This window comes from Roseateles chitinivorans (assembly GCF_050632145.1).
Lineage (GTDB): Bacteria > Pseudomonadota > Gammaproteobacteria > Burkholderiales > Burkholderiaceae_C > Roseateles > Roseateles chitinivorans_B.
Genome location: NZ_CP192577.1, coordinates 1,446,517 through 1,464,573, shown reverse-complemented (window position 1 = coordinate 1,464,573; position 18,057 = coordinate 1,446,517). Strand labels below are relative to the sequence as shown.

The following is an 18,057-nucleotide window of genomic DNA, read 5'->3' as shown; positions in this document are numbered from 1 at the left end:
GAACCCTGGAGTTCTGCACGACCGTCTCAGCGCAACATCAGATCCGCCACCGTCCCCGCGAAGATCGCGAAGCCGACCCAGTGGTTCTCGCGGAAGGCCCTGAAGCAGCCGTCCCGGCTGCGGTCCTTGATCAGCGTGTAGTGCCAGACCACCTGTGCCGCCGCGACCGCGAGACCGCCCAGGAACCAGTGCCCCATGCCCAGCCGCAGTCCCAGCGTGGCCCACAGCGCGAGGAACGCGACGTAGAACGCCATCACGCCGATGACGTCGAAGCGGCCCAGGGTGAGCGCCGAGGTCTTGATGCCGATGCGGATGTCGTCGTCGCGGTCGACCATCGCGTACTCGGTGTCGTAGGCGAGCACCCAGAACAGGTTGGCGACCAGCAGCCCCCAGGCGGCCAGCGGGACCGAGGCGGAGATCGCCTGCAGGCTCCATTCGCGGCCGCCGAGCGCCGCGGAGAACGCCATCGGGATCCCGAACGAGAACGCCACGCCGAGCACCGCCTGCGGCATCGAGACCCAGCGCTTGGTGAACGGGTAGAGGATGGTCACCGCGAGCGCGGCGAACGACAGCAGGATGGTCGGCGGGTTGGTCGTCAGCACGAGCGCGAAGGCCACCAGCGCCAGGACGGCGCCGAGCACGAGCGCCTGCTTCACGGAGATCAGCCCGGAGGTCACCGGCCGCTGGGCGGTGCGCTTGACGTGCTTGTCGAAGTCGCGGTCGGCGACGTCGTTGACCGCGCAGCCCGCGCTGCGCATCAGGAAGGTGCCGAGGGTGAAGACCAGCAGCAGGTGCCACCCGGGCCAACCGTCGGCGGCCATCCACAGCGCGGCCAGTGTCGGCCACAGCAGCAGGTAGGTGCCGGCGGGACGGTCCCAGCGGATCAGGTTCAGGTACAGCGACAGACGCGACGGCGCGGCGGGAGCGGGGGCTGCGGAAGTCATGGCCCGCATTGTCGCGCCGTGAGGTTCAAGTCTTCCGGACCCGCTCCCACAGCGCGCCCGCCTCGCCGACCAACCCGCGCCGGAACGCCAGCACGCAGACGATGAAGATCAGCCCGGTGACCAGGCTGACCGATTCGCCCAGCCCGGCGAACCACTGGATGCCGGTCAGCTCGGCCAGCCACTGGCCCAGGTCGCCGATCTTGTTCTCGAGGGCGATGATCACCAGCGCTCCGACGATCGGCCCCACCATCGTCCCCATGCCGCCCACCAGCGTCATCAGGATCACCAGGCCGGACGTCGTCCAGATCGCGTCGGTCAGCGTCGCGAAGCCCAGCACCAGCGTCTTGGTCGCGCCCGCCAGCCCGGCCAGCGCCGCCGACAGCACGAAGGCCATCAGCTTGAACCGCGCCGCGTCGTAGCCCAGCGAGGTCGCCCGCGCCTCGTTCTCGCGGATCGAGGTCAGCACCTGCCCGAACGGCGAATGCACCGTCCGGTAGATCAGCCAGAAGCCGAAGATGAAGATCGCCAGCACCAGGTAGTACAGCGCGCTGTCGCTCTCCAGGTTGATGCCCAGCAGGCTGCCGCGCGGCACCGACTGCAGGCCGTCTTCCCCGCCGGTGAACGGCGCCTGCAGGAAGTAGAAGAACAGCATCTGCGCCAGCGCCAGCGTGATCATCGAGAAGTAGATGCCCGAGCGCCGGATCGCCAGCAGCCCGAACACCAGCCCCGCGACCGCCGCCATCAGCGTGCCGAAGGCGATGCCCACCAGCGGGGGAAGCCCCAGACCGTCATCGCATGCCCGGCGGCATAGGCCGCGGCGCCGAGGAAGGCCGCATGGCCGAAGCTCAGCAGCCCCGTGAAGCCGATCAGCAGGTTGAAGGCGCATGCGAACAGCGCGTAGCACATCACCTTCATCGCGAAGATCGGATACACGCCCAGGAAGGGCAGCAGCGCGATGGCGATGAACAGGGCCACGTAGCCCAGCGGTTTCTTGTTCATTTCTCTTTGCCGAACAGGCCGGCGGGACGCACCAGCAGGACCAGGGCCATGACGACGAACACCACCGTGTTGGACGCCTCCGGATAGAAGACCTTGGTCAGGCCTTCGACGACGCCCAGCCCCAGGCCGGTCAGGATCGATCCCAGGATCGAGCCCATGCCGCCGATCACCACCACCGCGAAGACCACGATGATCAGGTTGGAGCCCATCAGCGCATTCACCTGCAGGATCGGCGCCGCGAGCACGCCGGCGAAGCCGGCCAGCGCCACGCCGCCGGCGTAGGTCAGCGACACCAGCCGCGGCACGTTGACACCGAAGGCCTGCACCAGCTTCGGGTTCTCGGTGCCGGCGCGCAGCGTCGCGCCCAGCGAGGTCTTCTCGATCAGCACCCACACGCCCAGGCACACCACCAGCGAGGCCGCCACCACCCAGGCGCGGTAGTTCGGCAGGATCATGAAGCCCAGGTTGGTCGCGCCCGACAGCGCCTCCGGCGCCGCGTACGGCTGCCCGCCGACGCCGAAGAAGGAGCGGAACACGCCCTCGATCACCAGCGTCAGCCCGAAGGTCAGCAGCAGGCCGTAGAGGTGGTCCAGCTTGTAGAGCCACTGCAGCAGCAATCGCTCGATCACCAGCCCGAACACGCCCACGATCAGCGGCGCGATCAGCAGCATCGCCCAGTAGTTGATGCCGAAGTACTCCAGCCCCATCCACGCCAGGAACGCGCCCATCATGTAGAGCGCGCCGTGGGCGAAGTTGATGATGTTCAGCATGCCGAAGATCACCGCAAGCCCGAGCGACAGCATCGCGTAGAAGGACCCGTTCACCAGCCCCAGCAGGAGCTGGCCCAGCAGCGCCGGCAACGGGACGCCAAAGAAGTCGGTCATGCGGTGTCTCCGGCCTCAGCTCACTTCTTGACCAGCGGGCACTTCGAGTCGGCCAGCTTGGTGAACGCGTCGTCGCCCGCGATGCGGGTCACGACCTTGAAGTAGTCCCACGGCTCGGTGGACTCCTTCTGCGACTTCACCTGCAGCAGGAACATGTCGTGCACCGCGCGGCCGTCCTCCTTGCGGATCGTGGCCTTGGTGTAGAAGTCGTTGACCGGCGTGGCCTTCATCTGCGCGACGACCTTGTCACCGTCGTCGGACTTGATCGCCTCGACCGCCTTCAGGTAATGCGTCACCGCGGAGTAGTCCGCCGCCTGCAGCGACGAGGGCATGCGCTTCATCTTCTCGAAGAATCGGCGCGCCCAGGCGCGTGCCTCGGGGCTCTGGTTCCAGTACCAGCTGTCGGTCAGGTACATGCCTTCGGTGGTCTTCAGGCCCAGCGAGTGCACGTCGTTGATGAACATCAGCAGGCCGGCCAGCTTCATCGTCTTGGTGATGCCGAACTCGTTGGCCGCCTTCACCGCGTTGATGGTGTCGCCGCCCGCGTTGGCCAGGCCCAGGATCTGCGCCTTGGAGCTCTGCGCCTGCAGCAGGAAGGAGGAGAAGTCGCTCGCGTTCAGCGGGTGCTTCACCGCGCCCAGCACCTGGCCGCCGGACTTGGCCACCACCGCCGAGGTGTCGGCCTGCAGCGAGGTGCCGAAGGCGTAGTCCGCCGTCAGGAAGTACCAGGTCTTGCCGCCCGACTTGGTCACCGCCGCGCCGGTGCCGTTGGCCAGGGCCACCGTGTCGTAGGCGTAGTGGATGGTGTAGGGCGTGCACTCCTCGTTGGTCAGGCGCGAGGTGCCGGCGCCGATCGAGATGAAGGGCTTCTTCTTCTCCGCCGCGACCTTGGCCATCGCCAGGCTGGTGCCGGAGTTGGTGCCGCCGATCAGCAGGTCCAGGCCTTGCGTGTCGAACCACTCGCGCGCCTTGGAGGCGGCGACGTCGGCCTTGTTCTGGTGGTCGGCGAAGACCAGTTCGATCTTCTTGCCGGCGACCTGGCCCTTCGCGTCGGCGATGGCCATGCGGATGGCCTCCACGCCGCCGGCGCCGTCGATGTCGGCGTAGACGCTCGACATGTCCGTGATGATGCCGATCTTGATCGTGTCGCCGGAAATCTGCGCCTGCGCGCTCAGGCTGCCGCAGGCCAGCACCGAGGCCAGGGCAACGGTTTTGAGGGTCGTCTTCATCGCTTGTCTCCTTGTTCTAACGGCCTCAGCGGGCCCATGCGGGTTTCAGACTCGAAGCTCGGAATGTCGGTGTCGCTCTCGGCAAGCCGGATGTCGGGTTCGTGCGTGACGGAGGCGGCGTGCGTGCGTCACACGCTCAGCAGCTCGTCGAGCAGCGCGCGCTTGCTGTCGAGCTGCGCGGCGCTGAAGGACTCGACCACCTGGCCGTGTTCCATCACGACGAAATGATCCGCCAGCGGCGCGGCGAACCGGAAGTTCTGTTCCACCATCACGATGGTGAAGCCCTGCGCCTTCAGCGCGGTGATCATGCGGGCCAGCGCCTGGACGATGACCGGGGCCAGGCCCTCGGAGATCTCGTCCAGCAGCAGGATGTCCGCGCCGGTGCGCAGGATGCGGGCCACGGCCAGCATCTGCTGCTCGCCGCCGGACAGCCGCGTGCCCGGGCTGTGACGGCGCTCGGAGAGGTTGGGGAACATCGCGTAGATCTCGTCCTCGGACATGACCTTGCCGCGGCCGCTCTTGAACACCGGCGGCAGCCGCAGGTTCTCCTCGGTGCTGAGCGAGGCGAAGATGCCGCGCTCCTCCGGGCAGTAGCCCAGGCCGAGGCGCGCGATGCGATGCGTCGGCAGCGTGACGCTCTCCTGTCCGTGGACCTTGATCGAGCCGCTGCGGCGGTCGGTCAGGCCCATGATGGCGCGCAGCGTGGTCGTGCGGCCGGCACCGTTGCGGCCCAGCAGCGTCAAGACCTGACCCTGCGGGATCGCCAGGTCGATGCCGTGCAGGATGTGGCTCTCGCCGTACCAGGCTTGCAGTCCCTTGATCTCGAGCGCGTAGGCCATCAATGCGCCCCTTGCAGCTCGGTGGCCTCGGAGCCCATGTAGGCCTCCAGCACCTTCGGATGGCGGGACACGGTGGCGTAGTCGCCCTCGGCCAGCACGGCGCCGCGGGCCAGCACGGTGATGCGGTCGGCGATGCTGCTGATCACCTTCATGTTGTGTTCCACCATCAGCACGGTGCGTCCTTCGGCGACGCGCTTGATCAGCGCGGTGACGCGGTCCACGTCCTCGTGGCCCATGCCCTGCGTCGGCTCGTCCAGCAGCATCAGTTCGGGCTCCATCGCCATCGTCGTGGCGATCTCCAGCGCGCGCTTGCGGCCGTAGGGCAGGTCGGCGGCGCGCAGCGCGGCCATGTCGCGCAGGTCGACGAGTTCCAGCAGCTCGAGCGCGCGGCCGTCCAGCTTCGACAGGCCGCCCAGGCCCTTCCAGAAGTGGTAGCTCGTGCCGGTGAAACGCTGCAGGCCGATGCGGACGTTCTCCAGCACCGTCAGGTGCGGGAACACCGCGCTGATCTGGAACGAGCGGATCACGCCGCGGCGCGCGATCTGCGCGGGCTTCTCGCCGGTGATGTCGTGACCGTTGAAGAGGATCTGCCCGCGGGTCGGGATCAGGAACTTGGTGAGCAGGTTGAAGCAGGTGGTCTTGCCGGCGCCGTTGGGGCCGATCAGCGCGTGGATATGCCCGCGCTGCACTTGCAGGTCGACCGAGTCCACGGCGGTGAAGCCCTTGAACTCCTTGGTCAGTTTGCGTGTCTCCAGGATGAGGTTGCTCATCGGCGCAAGGGTGGGCGCCGGTGGTCCGGTGCCTCTGTAGTGGAGCCAGGAATTTAGGGCCCTGGCGGGGCCCCTCGACAGCGTAAAACCCTTTACGCAGCATTGCGCAAGGGCTAACCCTCGGGCCTTTGTAGCCGGGGTGGCGCGGTGGTTCCACATGACGCCGCCGCTGTCTTTCACGAGGCTGACGCGGACCCCCGGCGCGGTGCCTGCTCGAAAGGGCCAGGACATGCCACAACGCCGCCTTCACGAGCGCATGTCACCGGAATCTCCTGCGGGAGAACGATGCTTCTTCCGAATGGGGAGGGTGGCGGGACCGCCGCGTGGCTATGCTGCGCGCCTGCTCGAACACATGCATCCCATGCACAGGAGGTTCCCCATGATCCGTTCCGGAAAATTCGCCGCGCTCGGCCTCGCGATCGCACTCGCCGCCGCGGGCGTCCAGGCCGCCGCGCCGCAGGTGAAGACGCAGGCGCCGGGCTACTACCGGCTGATGCTGGGCGACTTCGAGATCACTGCGCTGAGCGACGGCACGATCGATCTGCCGGTCGACCAGCTGATGGACAAGGCCAAGCCCGGCACGGTGGTGAAGGCCTTGAGCAAGAACTACCTGAAGCCGCCGGTCGAGACCTCGATCAACGGCTACCTGATCAACACCGGCACCAAGCTGGTGCTGATCGACACGGGCGCCAACGGCGTGTTCGGCCCGACGACGGGCAAGCTGCTCGCCAACCTGAAGGCGGCCGGCTACCAGCCGGAGCAGGTCGACGAGGTCTACATCACCCACCTGCATCCGGACCATGCCGCGGGCCTCACGAAGGATGGCCAGGCGGTGTTCCCGAACGCGGTGGTCCGGATGGACCAGCACGACGCCGACTACTGGCTGAACGCGGCGAACGCCTCGAAGGCGGCGCCGGGCCACAAGGACTTCTTCGGCGCGGCGATCGCGGCGCTGAAGCCGTACCAGGACGCCGGCCGCCTCAAGCCGTTCAGCGGCGAGACCGAGCTGGTGCCGGGCATCCGCACGCATGCGGCCTACGGCCACACGCCGGGGCACACGGTCTACATGGTCGAGAGCCAGGGCCAGAAGCTGGCGGTGTGGGGGGACCTGATGCACGTCGCGGCGGTGCAGTTCCCGGATCCGTCGGTCACGATCAACTTCGACAGCGACTCGAAGCAGGCGATGCCGCAGCGCCAGAAGGCCTATGCGGATGCGGCGAAGAACGGCTACTGGGTCGCGATCGCCCACGTGTCCTTCCCCGGCCTCGGCCACGTGGCCGCAGACGGGAAGGGCTACCGCTGGGTGCCGGCGAACTACAGCATCAAGCCGTGATCAGCTGAGGCGGGCGGAGCCACCGGCCTCGACATGACGTTCGAGGCCGGCGACCAGCGCATCGAACACCGCCCGGCATCGCGGGCTGTCCCTCAGGTCCTCATGCATGGTGATCCACGTCTCCAGAGGGATGCGGAGGTCGTCCGCGAGCACGCGGCGCAGCGCCGGATCGCGCTTGGCCAGCGCGACCTGGCACAGCCCCAATCCCGCTCCCGCGCGGACCAGGGCGAGGTGGGCGAGGTCGCTGTCGGTGCGCAGCGCGAAGTGCTCGGGCACCATCACCGGATAGCGTCGCGCCAGCTCGCGCACATAGGGCGCCGGCTGGTCGTAGCCGATCAGCGCATGGCCGTCCGCGACCAGCGCCTTCATCGAATCCGGCGTGCCGCGCGCCGCCAGGTAGCGCTCGTGCGCATGCAGGCCGACCTCGATCACGCCGACGCGTCGCGCGATCAGTTGCTCCTGCTTCGGTGGCGTCATTCGGATCGCGATGTCGGCCTCGCGTCGCAGCAGATCCTGCACGCGGTTGCTCAGCACCAGCTCGACGATCAAGGCCGGATGGCGCTCGCGCAGCTCGGCGATCAATGGCGGCAGCACCTCCACGCCGATGACTTCGCTCGCGGTCACGCGCACGATGCCGCGGACGCCGTCGCCATGACTGCGCGCGGTGCGCTCCAGCGCGGCCGCCGTGCTGTCCATCGCCTCGGCATAAGGCCGCAGCGCCAGCGCCGCCTCCGTCGGCAGCAGACCGGCGGGCGTCCGCACGAAGAGCGATTGCCCCACCTGCGCTTCCAGCGCCGCCACGTGCCGGCCGACTGTCGGCTGCGTGAGGTCCAGCGCCCGCGCAGCCCCTGACAGCGAGCCCTCCCGCAGTACCCCCAGGAAGGAGCGATACCACTCCCAGGCGATGCCGGCGCTGGAGGCACTCGTCGCGCTGGTGGGCCTGGTGGGACTGTTGGCGCTGCCGGCGGGGTCCGCCGGGGAAAGGGGATGCGCCGGTCGCGGCGAGTGGGTCGAAGCCATGCAGAAATGTATAGCCGCTCATCGACGCTCGGTAATTTTCAGGAAAGCCGCCCTTTTCCAGAATCCGTCCCATGCCTTCACCCAACAGGACCCCGGCGGTCCAGCAGGAGCTGACGATGGATGCGATGACCTCGATGGATGCGATCGGTGTACTGGCCGCGATGACGGCGGTGGCGCGGCGGACCGCGCTGGTGCTGGGCGCGAGCGGCGGCATCGGTGGCGCGGTCGCCCGCGCGCTGCGCGACGCGGGCTGGACGGTGCGGGCGCTCAAGCGCGGACTGGCCACCGAGTCGGAGCACCGCGACGGCCTGGAGTGGTTGCGCGGCGATGCGCTCGACGCCCAGGACGTGCAGCGCGCCGCCCAGGGCTGCAGCGTGATCGTCCATGCAGTGAATCCTCCCGGCTACCGCCGCTGGAGTGAACTGGTGCTGCCGATGCTGGACAACACGATCGCCGCCGCGTCGGCGCGGGGTGCGACCATCGTGCTGCCCGGCACCGTCTACAACTTCGGACCCGACGCGATGCCGCATCCGGCCGAGGACTCGCCGCAGCGTCCCGTGACGCGCAAGGGCGCGATCCGCGTCGAGATGGAGCGCCGCCTCCAGGAGGGCGCCGAGCGCGGCGACTTCCGTGCCGTCATCCTGCGCGCCGGGGACTTCTTCGGCCCGGGCGCGGTGAACAGCTGGTTCTCGCAGGGGCTCGTGACACCGGGCAAGCCCGTGACGCGGATCCAGCAGGCGGGCACGGACGGTGTCGGTCACCAATGGGCCTATCTGCCGGATGTCGCGACCGCGATGGCCGCGTTGATCGAGCGTTGCGACAGGCTGCCCGCCTTCGCGCGGTTCCACTTCGCCGGTCATTGGGACGCCGACGGCCGTCAGATGGCGGAGGCGATCCGCCGTGTCGTGCAGCGCCGCACCGGCACGCAGGCGCGGATCACGCGCTTCCCGTGGTGGGCGGTGCGGCTGGCTCAGCCGGTCGTGCCCCTGTTCCGTGAACTGGCCGAGATGCGCTACCTGTGGCGCGAGCCGCTGCGCATGGGCGAGGCGCGCCTGGCGGCCGAACTGGCGGCCGACGGGGGCGTGCCGCACACGCCGCTCGACATGGCGATCGAGCGCACGCTGGAAGCACTGGGTTGCCTGCCCGCCGCGCCGGCCGCAGGGTCGGTCGACGTGCCCGGGGCGGCGCCCTTCAATCGAAGTAGTGCTGCCGCAGGCGCTCGTAGCGCCCGTCCCGCCTGATGCGGTCCAGCGCGGCCTGCAGTCGCCGCGCCAGCGCTGGATCGCTGTCCGCCGGCATCCCGTACCAGTAGGACTTGTCGACGTCCATCGGCAACACCGGCGTCAGGGTCGAATAGGGCAGCTTCAACTCGCGCAGATGCCAGGCAGCCGCCCAGTCCAGCATGACGATCAGGTCCATGCGGCGGGCCAGCAGCTTGCGCAGGTTGGTGGCGTCGTCGACGGCGAGTTCCAGCTCGACATCGGGGCGCAAGCCGTCCGCGATCAATTGCCGCGCCGCGGCCGAATCACGGGTCACGCCCAGGCGCAGGCCGTTGAGCTGCTTCAGGCTCGCGGGGCGGACATCGGCGCGGTGGTTCAGCCGGTAGACGAGGATGCGCCGCGGACTGATGGGTCCGATCCAGCGGTACTGGGTCTCGCGCTCCGGCGTCCGCGTCAGCGAGAACAGCACGCTGTCCGTGCGCCGCGCCGCCTCCTGCATCGACCGCTGCCAGGGGAGGACCTGGACGCGCAGCGGCAGGCCGGCCTCGGACGCCATCAGCGTCAGGAGCTCGGTGCTGAAGCCGCGCGCCTCGTTGCCCTCGGCGTAGTTCAGCGGGGGCAGGTTCTCGGTGAAGGCGACCAGCTCGGCCGGTGCGGCCGGTCCGGCCGCCGTGCCCGGGAGGGCCCGCGGACGCGCCGGCGTGGCCAGCGCCGCGGGCAGCGCGCCCGGCAGCAGACCCGCCGCCAGCAGGAGGCAGCACAGACGGCGCTCCGGCAGGGGCTGGATCTCGTGGGGCATCGTGGCAGTGTAGGAAGGCGTCATGACAGACCGGCAGCGCTGTCGTCGCATAACGCCAACAAGGTCACGGCATCCAGAGCGGGGAAAGCCCTTTCCCTCCAAAGAGGGCCGACGCCTGAAAGACCTGACCCCGGCCGTTATCCTGCGTCCCCGCCCAGGGACACACCCGGGGCGTCACGAGCACAGGGAGAAGAAATGAAGAAGTTCTGGAGCGGGTTGATCGCCGTGGTGGCGATGGCGGCCGGCGCCGCGCAGGCGGCCGACGACTCGCTGATCTATGCGTCCGTGGGCGTCGGCGGTGTCGACGGCAGTCAGGAGGCCTACCGGCGCGACGGCAACCAGCTGTCCGTCGGTTATTCGTTCGGCTATCGCTTCAACGCGAACGTCGGTGCCGAGATCTACACACGCAGTCTCTCGTTCCGGCTGTCGGGACCGCGCCGCGATTTCGCCTACCCCGACACGCATTCCGGCGTTGCCGCGGTCTATCGCTATCCCGTGGCCCAGATGTTCAGCCTGAACGGCCGGGTCGGCGTCGGCCAGACCAGGATGTCCCGCGACGACGGCGGCCATGCGGCCGAAAAGACCAGCGTGACCGCCGGCGTGGGCGCGGCCCTGGAGCTGGGCCGCCGCGTCGCGCTCACCGCCGGCTACGAGCGCTACTCCGGCATCGATGCCGGCCTGTGGCTGGTCAGCTGGCAGCTCGGCTACTGATCCGGGCTGCCCGCGCACGGCGCTGGACGCCGTCAGGCGTCCATCTGCTTCTGGAAGACCAGGCCGGCGTGCTCGCGCAGCGCGTGGAACTTGATCTTGGGCCAGTTCTCCTGCATCGCGCGCAGCTCGCCGGCGTACTCGAGCAGCACCGTGGGCGCGTTCACCGCGTCCCAGGCGACGCGGTGCGCGTTGTGGTCGATGAAGCGGCGCAGTTCCTTTTCGCCGCCGTCCGCCTCGTCGCAGGTCACCCAGCGCGCGACGTTGTAGCGCGCCGGCATGACGCGGGCCTTGACGCCGTATTCGTGCTCCAGCCGGTGCGCGACGACCTCGAACTGCAGCTGGCCGACCGCGCCCAGCAGCAGCACGCTGCCGGCCTCGGGACGGAAGACCTGGATCGCGCCTTCCTCGCCGAGCTGGCGCAGGCCCTCGCGCAGCTGCTTGGTCTTGAGCGGATCCGCCACTTCCACGGACCGGAACATTTCCGGCGCGAAGAAGGGCAGGCCGGTGTACTGCAGCGCCTCGCCCTCGGTGATCGTGTCGCCGAGCTGCAGCACGCCGTGGTTGGGGATGCCGATGATGTCGCCGGCGAAGGCCTCGTCCAGCAGCTCGCGGCGCTGCGACAGGAAGCTCACCACCGTGTTCGGGCGCAGCTCCTTGCCCGAGCGCACGACCTTCAGGCGCATGCCGCGCTCGAAGTGGCCCGAGGCCACGCGCAGGAACGCGATCCGGTCGCGGTGCGCCGGGTCCATGTTGGCCTGGATCTTGAAGACGACGCCGGTGAACTTGGGTTCCTCCGGCTGCACGACGCGCTGCATCGCGGCGCGTTCGGCCGGCGCCGGCGCCAGCTCGACCAGCGCGTCCAGCACTTCCTGCACGCCGAAGTTGTTGACCGCGGAGCCGAAGAACATCGGCGTCTGCTTCCCGCCGAGGAAGGCGTCCTCGTCGAAGGCCGGCGCGGCTTCCTTGACCAGTTCGATCTCGCCTTGCGCGTTGTCGTACTGCATGCCGAAGCGCTCGGCGTAGGCCGGGTTGTCCAGGCCATCCAGCACTTCCTCGGTGCCGGCGGCGCGGTCCTCGCCGGGCGCGAAGACGCGCATGCGCTGCTGGCGCAGGTCCATCACGCCGTGGAAATGCTTGCCCATGCCGACCGGCCAGGTGAACGGGACCACCGTCATGCCCAGCTCGCGCTCGATCTCGTCCATCAGCGCCAGCGGTTCCTGGACCTCGCGGTCCATCTTGTTGACGAAGGTCAGGATCGGCGTGTTGCGTGCCCGGCAGACCTGGATCAGCCGGCGGGTCTGCGGCTCGACGCCGTTGGCCGCGTCGATCACCATCAGCGCCGCGTCGACCGCGGTCAGCACGCGGTAGGTGTCTTCCGAGAAGTCCTGGTGGCCCGGGGTGTCCAGCAGGTTGATGACGCAGTCGCGGTACTCCATCTGCATCACCGACGAGGCCACCGAGATGCCCCGCTGCTTCTCGATCTCCATCCAGTCCGAGGTCGCATGCCGCGAGGCCTTGCGCGCCTTCACCGAACCCGCGATCTGGATCGCGCCGGAGAACAGCAGCAGCTTCTCCGTCAGCGTGGTCTTGCCCGCGTCAGGGTGGGAAATGATGGCGAAGGTGCGGCGACGGCGCACTTCGGCGGGGATGCGGGACTGGTCGGTGGTCATGGCGACTCGGGGCGGCGAACCGGCGATTATCGGGCACGGACCCGCTTCTTTGACCGCGCCCGTCGGCGGCAGCCGGCCCCGGGGTCTGCTCCCACGCTGGCGGGGCTTCACCGCAGGTCGCATCCCCCGGGGCCGGCTGCCGCCGACTCCGGTGTCAGGACCTCGTGAGACCCTTCATGCCGCAGGCATGAAGGGTCGGACCCAGGCCAGCAGGCGCTCGACGTACTCGTCCTTCTCGCCGACCGGCGCGGCGTAGGTCAGGGCATCGCGCGCGGCGGACTCGCCGGCCTTGCTCCACATGATCCATGCGGAGAGGTACTGCGAGGCCAGGCAGCCGCCCGAGGTCGCCACGGGGCCGCGGGCGTGGAAGGGTTCGTCGAGCACGCGCACGCCCGCCTCGACCAGCCAGGGACGCGTGGACGCATCGGTGCAGGCCGGCGCGTCGCCGAGCAGCCCCAGCCGCGCCACCAGCAGCGCGCCGGAACATTGCGAGGCGATCAGCTGCCGCGTCGGATCGAGCTGCAGCCGATCCAGCACGGCCGAGTTCTCCGCGATCGCCCGCGTGTAGATGCCGGACCCGAACCAGACGGCGTCGGCCTCGTTGGCCCATTCGAGCGGATGTTTCAGCTGGACGGTGACGCCGTTCATCGAGGTGACCGTCGGCCCCGGTCCGCACAGCTCGGCGGACCAGCCCAGCGGCTTGAGCCGGTTCAGCAAGCCCAGCGGGATGAAGCTGTCGATCTCGTTGAAGCCGTCGAAGGAAAGGATGGCGATGCGCATGGAGTGACCCCGCAAGGCGATGCGGCCCACTGTAGCGCCGACGACCGCCCCGCCCAAGCCGTCGGGGTTATTGACCGCCGGAGCCGGCGTTGCCGCCGTTGCCGCTGCCCGGCGCCTGTGGCGTCCCCAGCGTGCCGAGCTGCGTACCGATGCGCACCAGCAGGTGCTGGCGCACGCGCTGGACCACCTCGGCGGCGTCGACCGGGCCGAGTTCCTCGGCCAGCCGGGCCTGGACCTCGTAGTGCAGGTAGAGCATCCCGCGCAGCTTCTCGAAGCCGCTCTCGTGGCCGTCGCCGCAGATGCGCAGGTCGTTGTCGAGCACCCGCTCGATGACGCCGGGATCGAGCAGCCGCACATGGCACATGATCGCCAGCTGCGCGATCTGCAGGTCCACGTCCTCGACGGTCTTCTCCCACTCCTCGTGGCTGTGGCGCTGCTTGGGTGTTCGCATGGTCACTCCTCCCCGGCGAGCAGCCGGAACGTGTGGCGGGCCATCATGAGTTCCTCGTCGGTGGGGATGACCCAGGCCTCGCACCGGCTGTCGACGGTGCTGATCCGGCGCTCGGCCGGTCCCTCGCGGTTGGCGGCGTCCTGCACCGACAGCCCCAGCCACAGGCAGCGCGACAGCACCCGACGGCGGATCTCCGCGGCATGCTCGCCGATTCCGGCGGTGAAGACCAGTCCGTCCAGGCCGCCCATTTCCGCGGCGAGCGCGCCGATCTCGCGGGCGACGCGGTGCACGAAGACGTCGATCGCGAAGCGCGCCCGCGGCGCGTCGCTGGCGAGCAGCTGGCGCATGTCGCTGGAAATGCCGGACAGCCCCAGCAGTCCGGACTGCTTGTAGAGCAGCGTCTCGAGCTCGCGCGCGTCCATGCGCTGTTCGTCCATCAGGTAGAGGAGCACGCCGGGATCGACCGCGCCGCTGCGCGTGCCCATCGGCAGGCCGTCGACGGCGGTGAAGCCCATGCTGCTGGCGATGCTGCGGCCGCGGTGCAGCGCACAGGCGCTGGCGCCGTTGCCCAGGTGCAGGACGACGACGCGACCGTCCGCCAGTCGCGGCGACAGCGCCGGCAGCCGCGAGGCGATGTATTCGTAGCTCAGGCCGTGGAAGCCGTAGCGGCGCACGCCGGCCTCGAACAGCGCGTAGGGCAGGGCGAAGGCATCGGCGATGTCGGACTGGCCGCGGTGGAAGGCGGTGTCGAAACACGCGACCTGCGGCAGCCCAGGCAACGCCGAGAAGGCGCGGCGGATCGGCGCCAGGTTGTGCGGCTGGTGCAGCGGCGCGAGCGGCGTCAGCGTCTCCAGTTGCGCCAGCACCGGCGGTGTCACCCGCACCGGCTGCGCGAACGCCGTGCCGCCGTGGACGACGCGGTGGCCGATGCCCAGCATCCGGATGCCGGGGAACTCATGGGTGACGAACTCGACCAGGTGATCGAGCGCGCCTTCATGCGTCAGCGTCTCGCCGACCGGCCAGTCGCGCGAGCCGGCTTTCGAGCCGTCGGCATGGGACGCCTCGAAGTGGGGTTCGGCCGTGCCTATGCCTTCGACCTGCGCGCGCAGTTCGAGCCGCAGCGGCCCCAGCCGGCGGTCCTCGTGCAGCGAGTACATCGACAGCTTGATGCTGGATGAGCCCGCGTTGACGACCGCGATGAATTCGCCTTCCAGTCGTGCATCCATTGCTCACCCCATGATGTGATAACCGCCGTCCACGTAGAGCGTGGAACCGGTGATGAGCCGCGCGTGATCGCCCGCGAGCATCGCGGTCGCGTAGCCGACGTCGTCGATCGTCGCCAGCGCGTGGGCCGGCGCGCGCGCGGCCGCGTCGGCGAGCAGCTGGTCGAACTCCTCCAGGCCCGAGGCCGCGCGTGTCGCGATCGGCCCCGGCGAGATCGCGTGCACGCGGATGCCGACCGGACCCAGCTCATGCGCCAGGTAGCGCACCGAGGCCTCCAGCGCGGCCTTGACCGGACCCATCAGGTTGTAGTGCTCGACGACCTTGCTCGCGCCCTGGAAGCTCATCGTGAACAGCGTGCCGCCGGAGGCGCGCATCAGCGGCTCCGCGAGCCGCGCCAGGCGGATGAAGCTGTGGCACGAGATGTCCATCGCCATCGCGAAACCGGCCGCGCTGCTGTCGACGAGGCGTCCGTGCAGGTCGTCCTTGGGCGCGAAGGCGATGGAATGCAGCGCCGCGTGCAGCACGCCCCAGCGCTCGGACACGGCGGCGAAGACGCTGTCCAGCGCCTCGGGATCGCGCAGGTCCAGCGGCAGCAGCATGTCGGCGCCGAGCGCGTCGGCGAGCGGCTTCACGTGCGGCAGCGCCTTGTCGTTGAGGTAGGTCAGCGCCAGGTCGGCGCCCATCGCGCGGAAGGCCCGGGCGCAGCCGTAGGCGATCGACTGGTCGTTGGCGATGCCGGTGATCAGCACCTTGCGCCCGGCCAGCAGCCGGCCGAACTGCACCGCGGCGGAGTTCATGCGACCGCCTTGCGGCGGCGCGGGGACCTGGGCGCCGGCGAGGCCGCGATCGAGACCGTCGCCGTGGTCGCCGTCGACGCCGTGCCGGGCGCCGACAGCGCGAGCGCCATGTCGGCGACGCGCGCCGGATCGACGTGCAGCAGCTCGTGGACGTAGCGCGACGTTGGCGACTTCGGATCGGCCAGCTCGGATTCGCTCATCAGCACTGCGCTCGCGAGCGCCAGCGCCTGTTCGCGGTCTTCCAGGGTGGGGAGCAAGGCCGGCAATGCCGCCATCGCCTCGTCCGGCGCGAAGGTCACGATCAGCGCCTGCCGATGCAGGAGCGTGGCCCAGTCCTCGCCGGGCACCGTGTCGGCGGAGACGGCACCTTCGGCCTCCTCGGCCATGCGGCGGTGGGAATCGGCCAGCAGCTGGCCCAGCACCAGCCCGCGCCGTTGCACGACCCCGCGATGCGCCAGGCCCGCGAGCAGGATGCGGCAGACGGCGTCGGCGAACCCGCCCTGTTCGACCTGTTCCAGCGCCATGCGACGTCCTTCGCGCTCATCGGCCGCCGCGTGCGCGGCACCGGAGGCGAGGTCCGAGTCCCGTGGCGGCAGCAGCGCGCCCAGCCCGTGCGGTCCGTAGACCGCTTCCACCCAGTGCACGAGCGTCGCGTCGCGCTGATGCCCGAGCCGGTCCAGCGATTCGCTGATCGCGCGGGAGCCGAGCTGTTCCCATTTCAGCCAGGGGTTCTCGGCATCGATGCTCTGACGCTGCGCGCGGGCAGCGCCGGCGGCCTGCTTGAGCCACGGGGCCAGCGGGTGAAGGTCGGAGATCGCCAGATGCTGCTGGCGCAACGGGTGCATCCAGCGCAGCCAATCGCCGAGCGCCTTGCTGCCGACCGCGCGCACGGCCGGCTGCAGCCACTGGCGGTAGCGACGCATGTTCATCTCGGACACCTGCGCGATCGTGCTGAACAGCGCCTCGTCCCGGCGGCATTCCGGGTTCAGCGCGCGCAGGTCGTCGACGGTGCGGGTCTCGAAGCTGACCGAGTAGTCGCCCGATTCCAGCGCCGCGAGCGGCGCGTCGGGGTCGCGGGCATCGATCTTCATCTCGTACAGGCCGGGCGGCAGCGCGACGATCTGCTCGAGCGTGTCGAGGATCTGCTCATGCTCGCGCCGCGCGATGCCGCCGCCGACGAAGATGCCCAGATGGCCGATCTTCGGATGCAGCATGTAGACGATGGTGCGGCCGGCCTTGACCAGCGCCTTCTCGCTGCCCCAGACGTCGATGATCCAGTCCAGCGCCTGCTGGGGCGGCGTGATGTTGTCGCCCCAGGACGCGAAGATCACCATCGGCGCGGCGATGTTGCGCAGGTCGAGCCGATAGCCTTCGAGCTCGACCTCGCCGCGCGCCAGGCGGTTGCCGATGAAGAGGTTCTCGACGATGGCCTCGATCTCCTCGCCGGTCATGCGGAAGTAGCCGCCCCACCAGCGCTCGAAGTCGAGGAAGCGGTCGCGCTCGGTGTCGACGTTGGCGTAGAGGTGGTAGTACTTGTCCCACCCGCTGTTGGCGAGATTGAGGTTCTCGAAGTTGGAGACCAGGTGCGCGCCGTCGAAGCGGTCGCCGCCGAGGTCCGCCGACAGCGCCGACATCCACGCGCCGCCGAGCGCGCCACCCGCGTAGCGCATCGGGTTCTGCTCCGGCGAGCCGGCCCAGTACGACAGCGGCGCGCCGTTCAGGATGATGGGCCCCATCAGGTCGCTGCGCACGGCCGCCAGCGCCGCGACGGCCCAGCCGGCCTGGCAGTTGCCGATCACCGCCGGCAGTCCCGGCGCCTTCGGATGGCGGCGGGTGACCGCCTCGATGAAGTGGGCTTCGGCGCGCGCGACGTCGAGCAAGGTCTGACCCTCGACCGGTTCCGGCTCGAAGGTGATGAAGTAGACCGGGTGGCCGGCGCGCAGCGCGACGCCGATCTCGGAGTCCGGCTTGAAGCCGCCGATGCCGGGCCCGTGGCCCGCGCGCGGATCGATGACGACGATGGGCCGTCGCGCGGGATCGACGATGTCGCCGTCCGCCGGCAGGATGCGCAGCAGCGCATAGTTGCAGGGCTGCGGCAGGTCGCGGCCGTCGATCAGCAGTTCATGCTCGAACTTCAGCAGCGCGGGCTTGCCGGCCTTCAGGTGGTCGAGGAACACGTTGCCGCGCTCGCGCATCGTGTCCAGCGTCAGCAGCGAGCGCTGCCACGCGTCGGTCGCGTACGCTTGCCAGTCGTGGATCCAGTCGGACGTTCCGGACATTCGCCTTGCTCCCAGCACCCGCCTCGCGAAGTCCGCTCGGCTTGATTTGTTGCACCGCAGCATGCATCATCGTCCGCGACTCGTTGCCAATGTCCGAGGGAGACGCAG

At 69.4% G+C, this 18,057-nt stretch carries 16 protein-coding genes and 1 pseudogene; 3 read left to right on the top strand and 14 right to left on the bottom strand.

Annotated elements, in window-relative coordinates:
* Nucleotides 1–26 precede the first annotated feature (26 nt).
* The 6 genes and pseudogenes from ubiA to ACQ86G_RS06750 all read right to left on the bottom strand — a co-directional run bounded on the left by ubiA (nucleotide 27) and on the right by ACQ86G_RS06750 (nucleotide 5,665).
* The gene (gene ubiA, locus ACQ86G_RS06775) at nucleotides 27–944 is read right to left on the bottom strand and encodes a 4-hydroxybenzoate octaprenyltransferase (protein WP_431259875.1); all 918 of its coding nucleotides are present in this window, start codon (nucleotides 942–944) and stop codon (nucleotides 27–29) included.
* A 25-nt stretch (nucleotides 945–969) separates the two neighbouring features.
* Nucleotides 970–1,943, bottom strand: a pseudogene (locus ACQ86G_RS06770) (branched-chain amino acid ABC transporter permease).
* A complete protein-coding gene (locus ACQ86G_RS06765; protein ID WP_431259874.1) occupies nucleotides 1,940–2,827 on the bottom strand; it encodes a branched-chain amino acid ABC transporter permease in 888 nt (295 codons plus the stop codon). The pseudogene ACQ86G_RS06770 and the gene ACQ86G_RS06765 overlap by 4 nt, the downstream one beginning before the upstream one ends.
* A gap of 20 nt (nucleotides 2,828–2,847) precedes the next feature.
* Complete coding sequence (locus ACQ86G_RS06760; protein ID WP_431259873.1) at nucleotides 2,848–4,056, bottom strand: ABC transporter substrate-binding protein; 1,209 nt, start codon at nucleotides 4,054–4,056, stop codon at nucleotides 2,848–2,850.
* A 128-nt stretch (nucleotides 4,057–4,184) separates the two neighbouring features.
* Nucleotides 4,185–4,895 carry an ABC transporter ATP-binding protein gene (locus ACQ86G_RS06755; protein ID WP_088408002.1) on the bottom strand — a complete coding sequence of 237 codons (711 nt, stop codon included), beginning with the start codon at nucleotides 4,893–4,895 and terminating at the stop codon, nucleotides 4,185–4,187.
* A complete protein-coding gene (locus ACQ86G_RS06750) occupies nucleotides 4,895–5,665 on the bottom strand; it encodes an ABC transporter ATP-binding protein (protein WP_297530242.1) in 771 nt (256 codons plus the stop codon). Before ACQ86G_RS06750 ends, ACQ86G_RS06755 begins: the two co-directional genes overlap by 1 nt.
* 379 nt (nucleotides 5,666–6,044) lie before the next feature.
* On the opposite strand from ACQ86G_RS06750, the gene ACQ86G_RS06745 reads away from it, so the two are divergent.
* Nucleotides 6,045–6,998: an MBL fold metallo-hydrolase gene (locus ACQ86G_RS06745; RefSeq protein ID WP_431259872.1), complete on the top strand. Its 954-nt coding sequence runs from the start codon at nucleotides 6,045–6,047 to the stop codon at nucleotides 6,996–6,998.
* On the opposite strand, the gene ACQ86G_RS06740 is transcribed toward ACQ86G_RS06745, so the two are convergent.
* Entirely contained in the window at nucleotides 6,999–8,018 is a 1,020-nt protein-coding gene (locus ACQ86G_RS06740) for a LysR family transcriptional regulator (RefSeq protein WP_431259871.1), read from the bottom strand. It abuts the gene before it with no gap.
* Nucleotides 8,019–8,179: 161 nt separating this feature from the next.
* Between ACQ86G_RS06740 and ACQ86G_RS06735 the strand changes: the two genes are divergently transcribed.
* The gene (locus ACQ86G_RS06735) at nucleotides 8,180–9,259 is read left to right on the top strand and encodes an NAD-dependent epimerase/dehydratase family protein (protein ID WP_431261351.1); all 1,080 of its coding nucleotides are present in this window, start codon (nucleotides 8,180–8,182) and stop codon (nucleotides 9,257–9,259) included.
* Here ACQ86G_RS06735 and ACQ86G_RS06730 read toward each other — a convergent pair.
* Nucleotides 9,210–10,037 carry a substrate-binding periplasmic protein gene (locus ACQ86G_RS06730; RefSeq protein ID WP_431259870.1) on the bottom strand — a complete coding sequence of 276 codons (828 nt, stop codon included), beginning with the start codon at nucleotides 10,035–10,037 and terminating at the stop codon, nucleotides 9,210–9,212. The genes ACQ86G_RS06735 and ACQ86G_RS06730 overlap by 50 nt on opposite strands.
* A 195-nt stretch (nucleotides 10,038–10,232) precedes the next feature.
* On the opposite strand from ACQ86G_RS06730, the gene ACQ86G_RS06725 reads away from it, so the two are divergent.
* A complete protein-coding gene (locus ACQ86G_RS06725; RefSeq protein WP_431259869.1) occupies nucleotides 10,233–10,748 on the top strand; it encodes an outer membrane beta-barrel protein in 516 nt (171 codons plus the stop codon).
* A 32-nt stretch (nucleotides 10,749–10,780) separates the two neighbouring features.
* Here ACQ86G_RS06725 and ACQ86G_RS06720 read toward each other — a convergent pair whose 3' ends face one another.
* The 6 genes from ACQ86G_RS06720 to ACQ86G_RS06695 form a co-directional block, all read right to left on the bottom strand.
* Nucleotides 10,781–12,418, bottom strand: coding sequence for a peptide chain release factor 3 (locus tag ACQ86G_RS06720; RefSeq protein ID WP_431259868.1), 1,638 nt, complete (start codon nucleotides 12,416–12,418; stop codon nucleotides 10,781–10,783).
* 174 nt (nucleotides 12,419–12,592) lie between these two features.
* Complete coding sequence (locus ACQ86G_RS06715; protein WP_431259867.1) at nucleotides 12,593–13,198, bottom strand: DJ-1/PfpI family protein; 606 nt, start codon at nucleotides 13,196–13,198, stop codon at nucleotides 12,593–12,595.
* 67 nt (nucleotides 13,199–13,265) lie between these two features.
* Nucleotides 13,266–13,649 (bottom strand): hypothetical protein, encoded by a 384-nt coding sequence (locus ACQ86G_RS06710; RefSeq protein ID WP_431259866.1) that lies wholly within the window; start codon nucleotides 13,647–13,649, stop codon nucleotides 13,266–13,268.
* 2 nt (nucleotides 13,650–13,651) lie between these two features.
* Nucleotides 13,652–14,875: an acetate/propionate family kinase gene (locus ACQ86G_RS06705; RefSeq protein WP_431259865.1), complete on the bottom strand. Its 1,224-nt coding sequence runs from the start codon at nucleotides 14,873–14,875 to the stop codon at nucleotides 13,652–13,654.
* A 3-nt stretch (nucleotides 14,876–14,878) separates the two neighbouring features.
* Nucleotides 14,879–15,670, bottom strand: a complete 792-nt coding sequence (gene fabI, locus ACQ86G_RS06700) for an enoyl-ACP reductase FabI (RefSeq protein ID WP_431259864.1) — start codon at nucleotides 15,668–15,670, stop codon at nucleotides 14,879–14,881.
* On the bottom strand, nucleotides 15,667–17,949 hold the full coding sequence (locus ACQ86G_RS06695) for a DUF3141 domain-containing protein (protein ID WP_431259863.1): 2,283 nt from the start codon (nucleotides 17,947–17,949) through the stop codon (nucleotides 15,667–15,669). Before ACQ86G_RS06695 ends, fabI begins: the two co-directional genes overlap by 4 nt.
* Nucleotides 17,950–18,057: the final 108 nt, after the last annotated feature.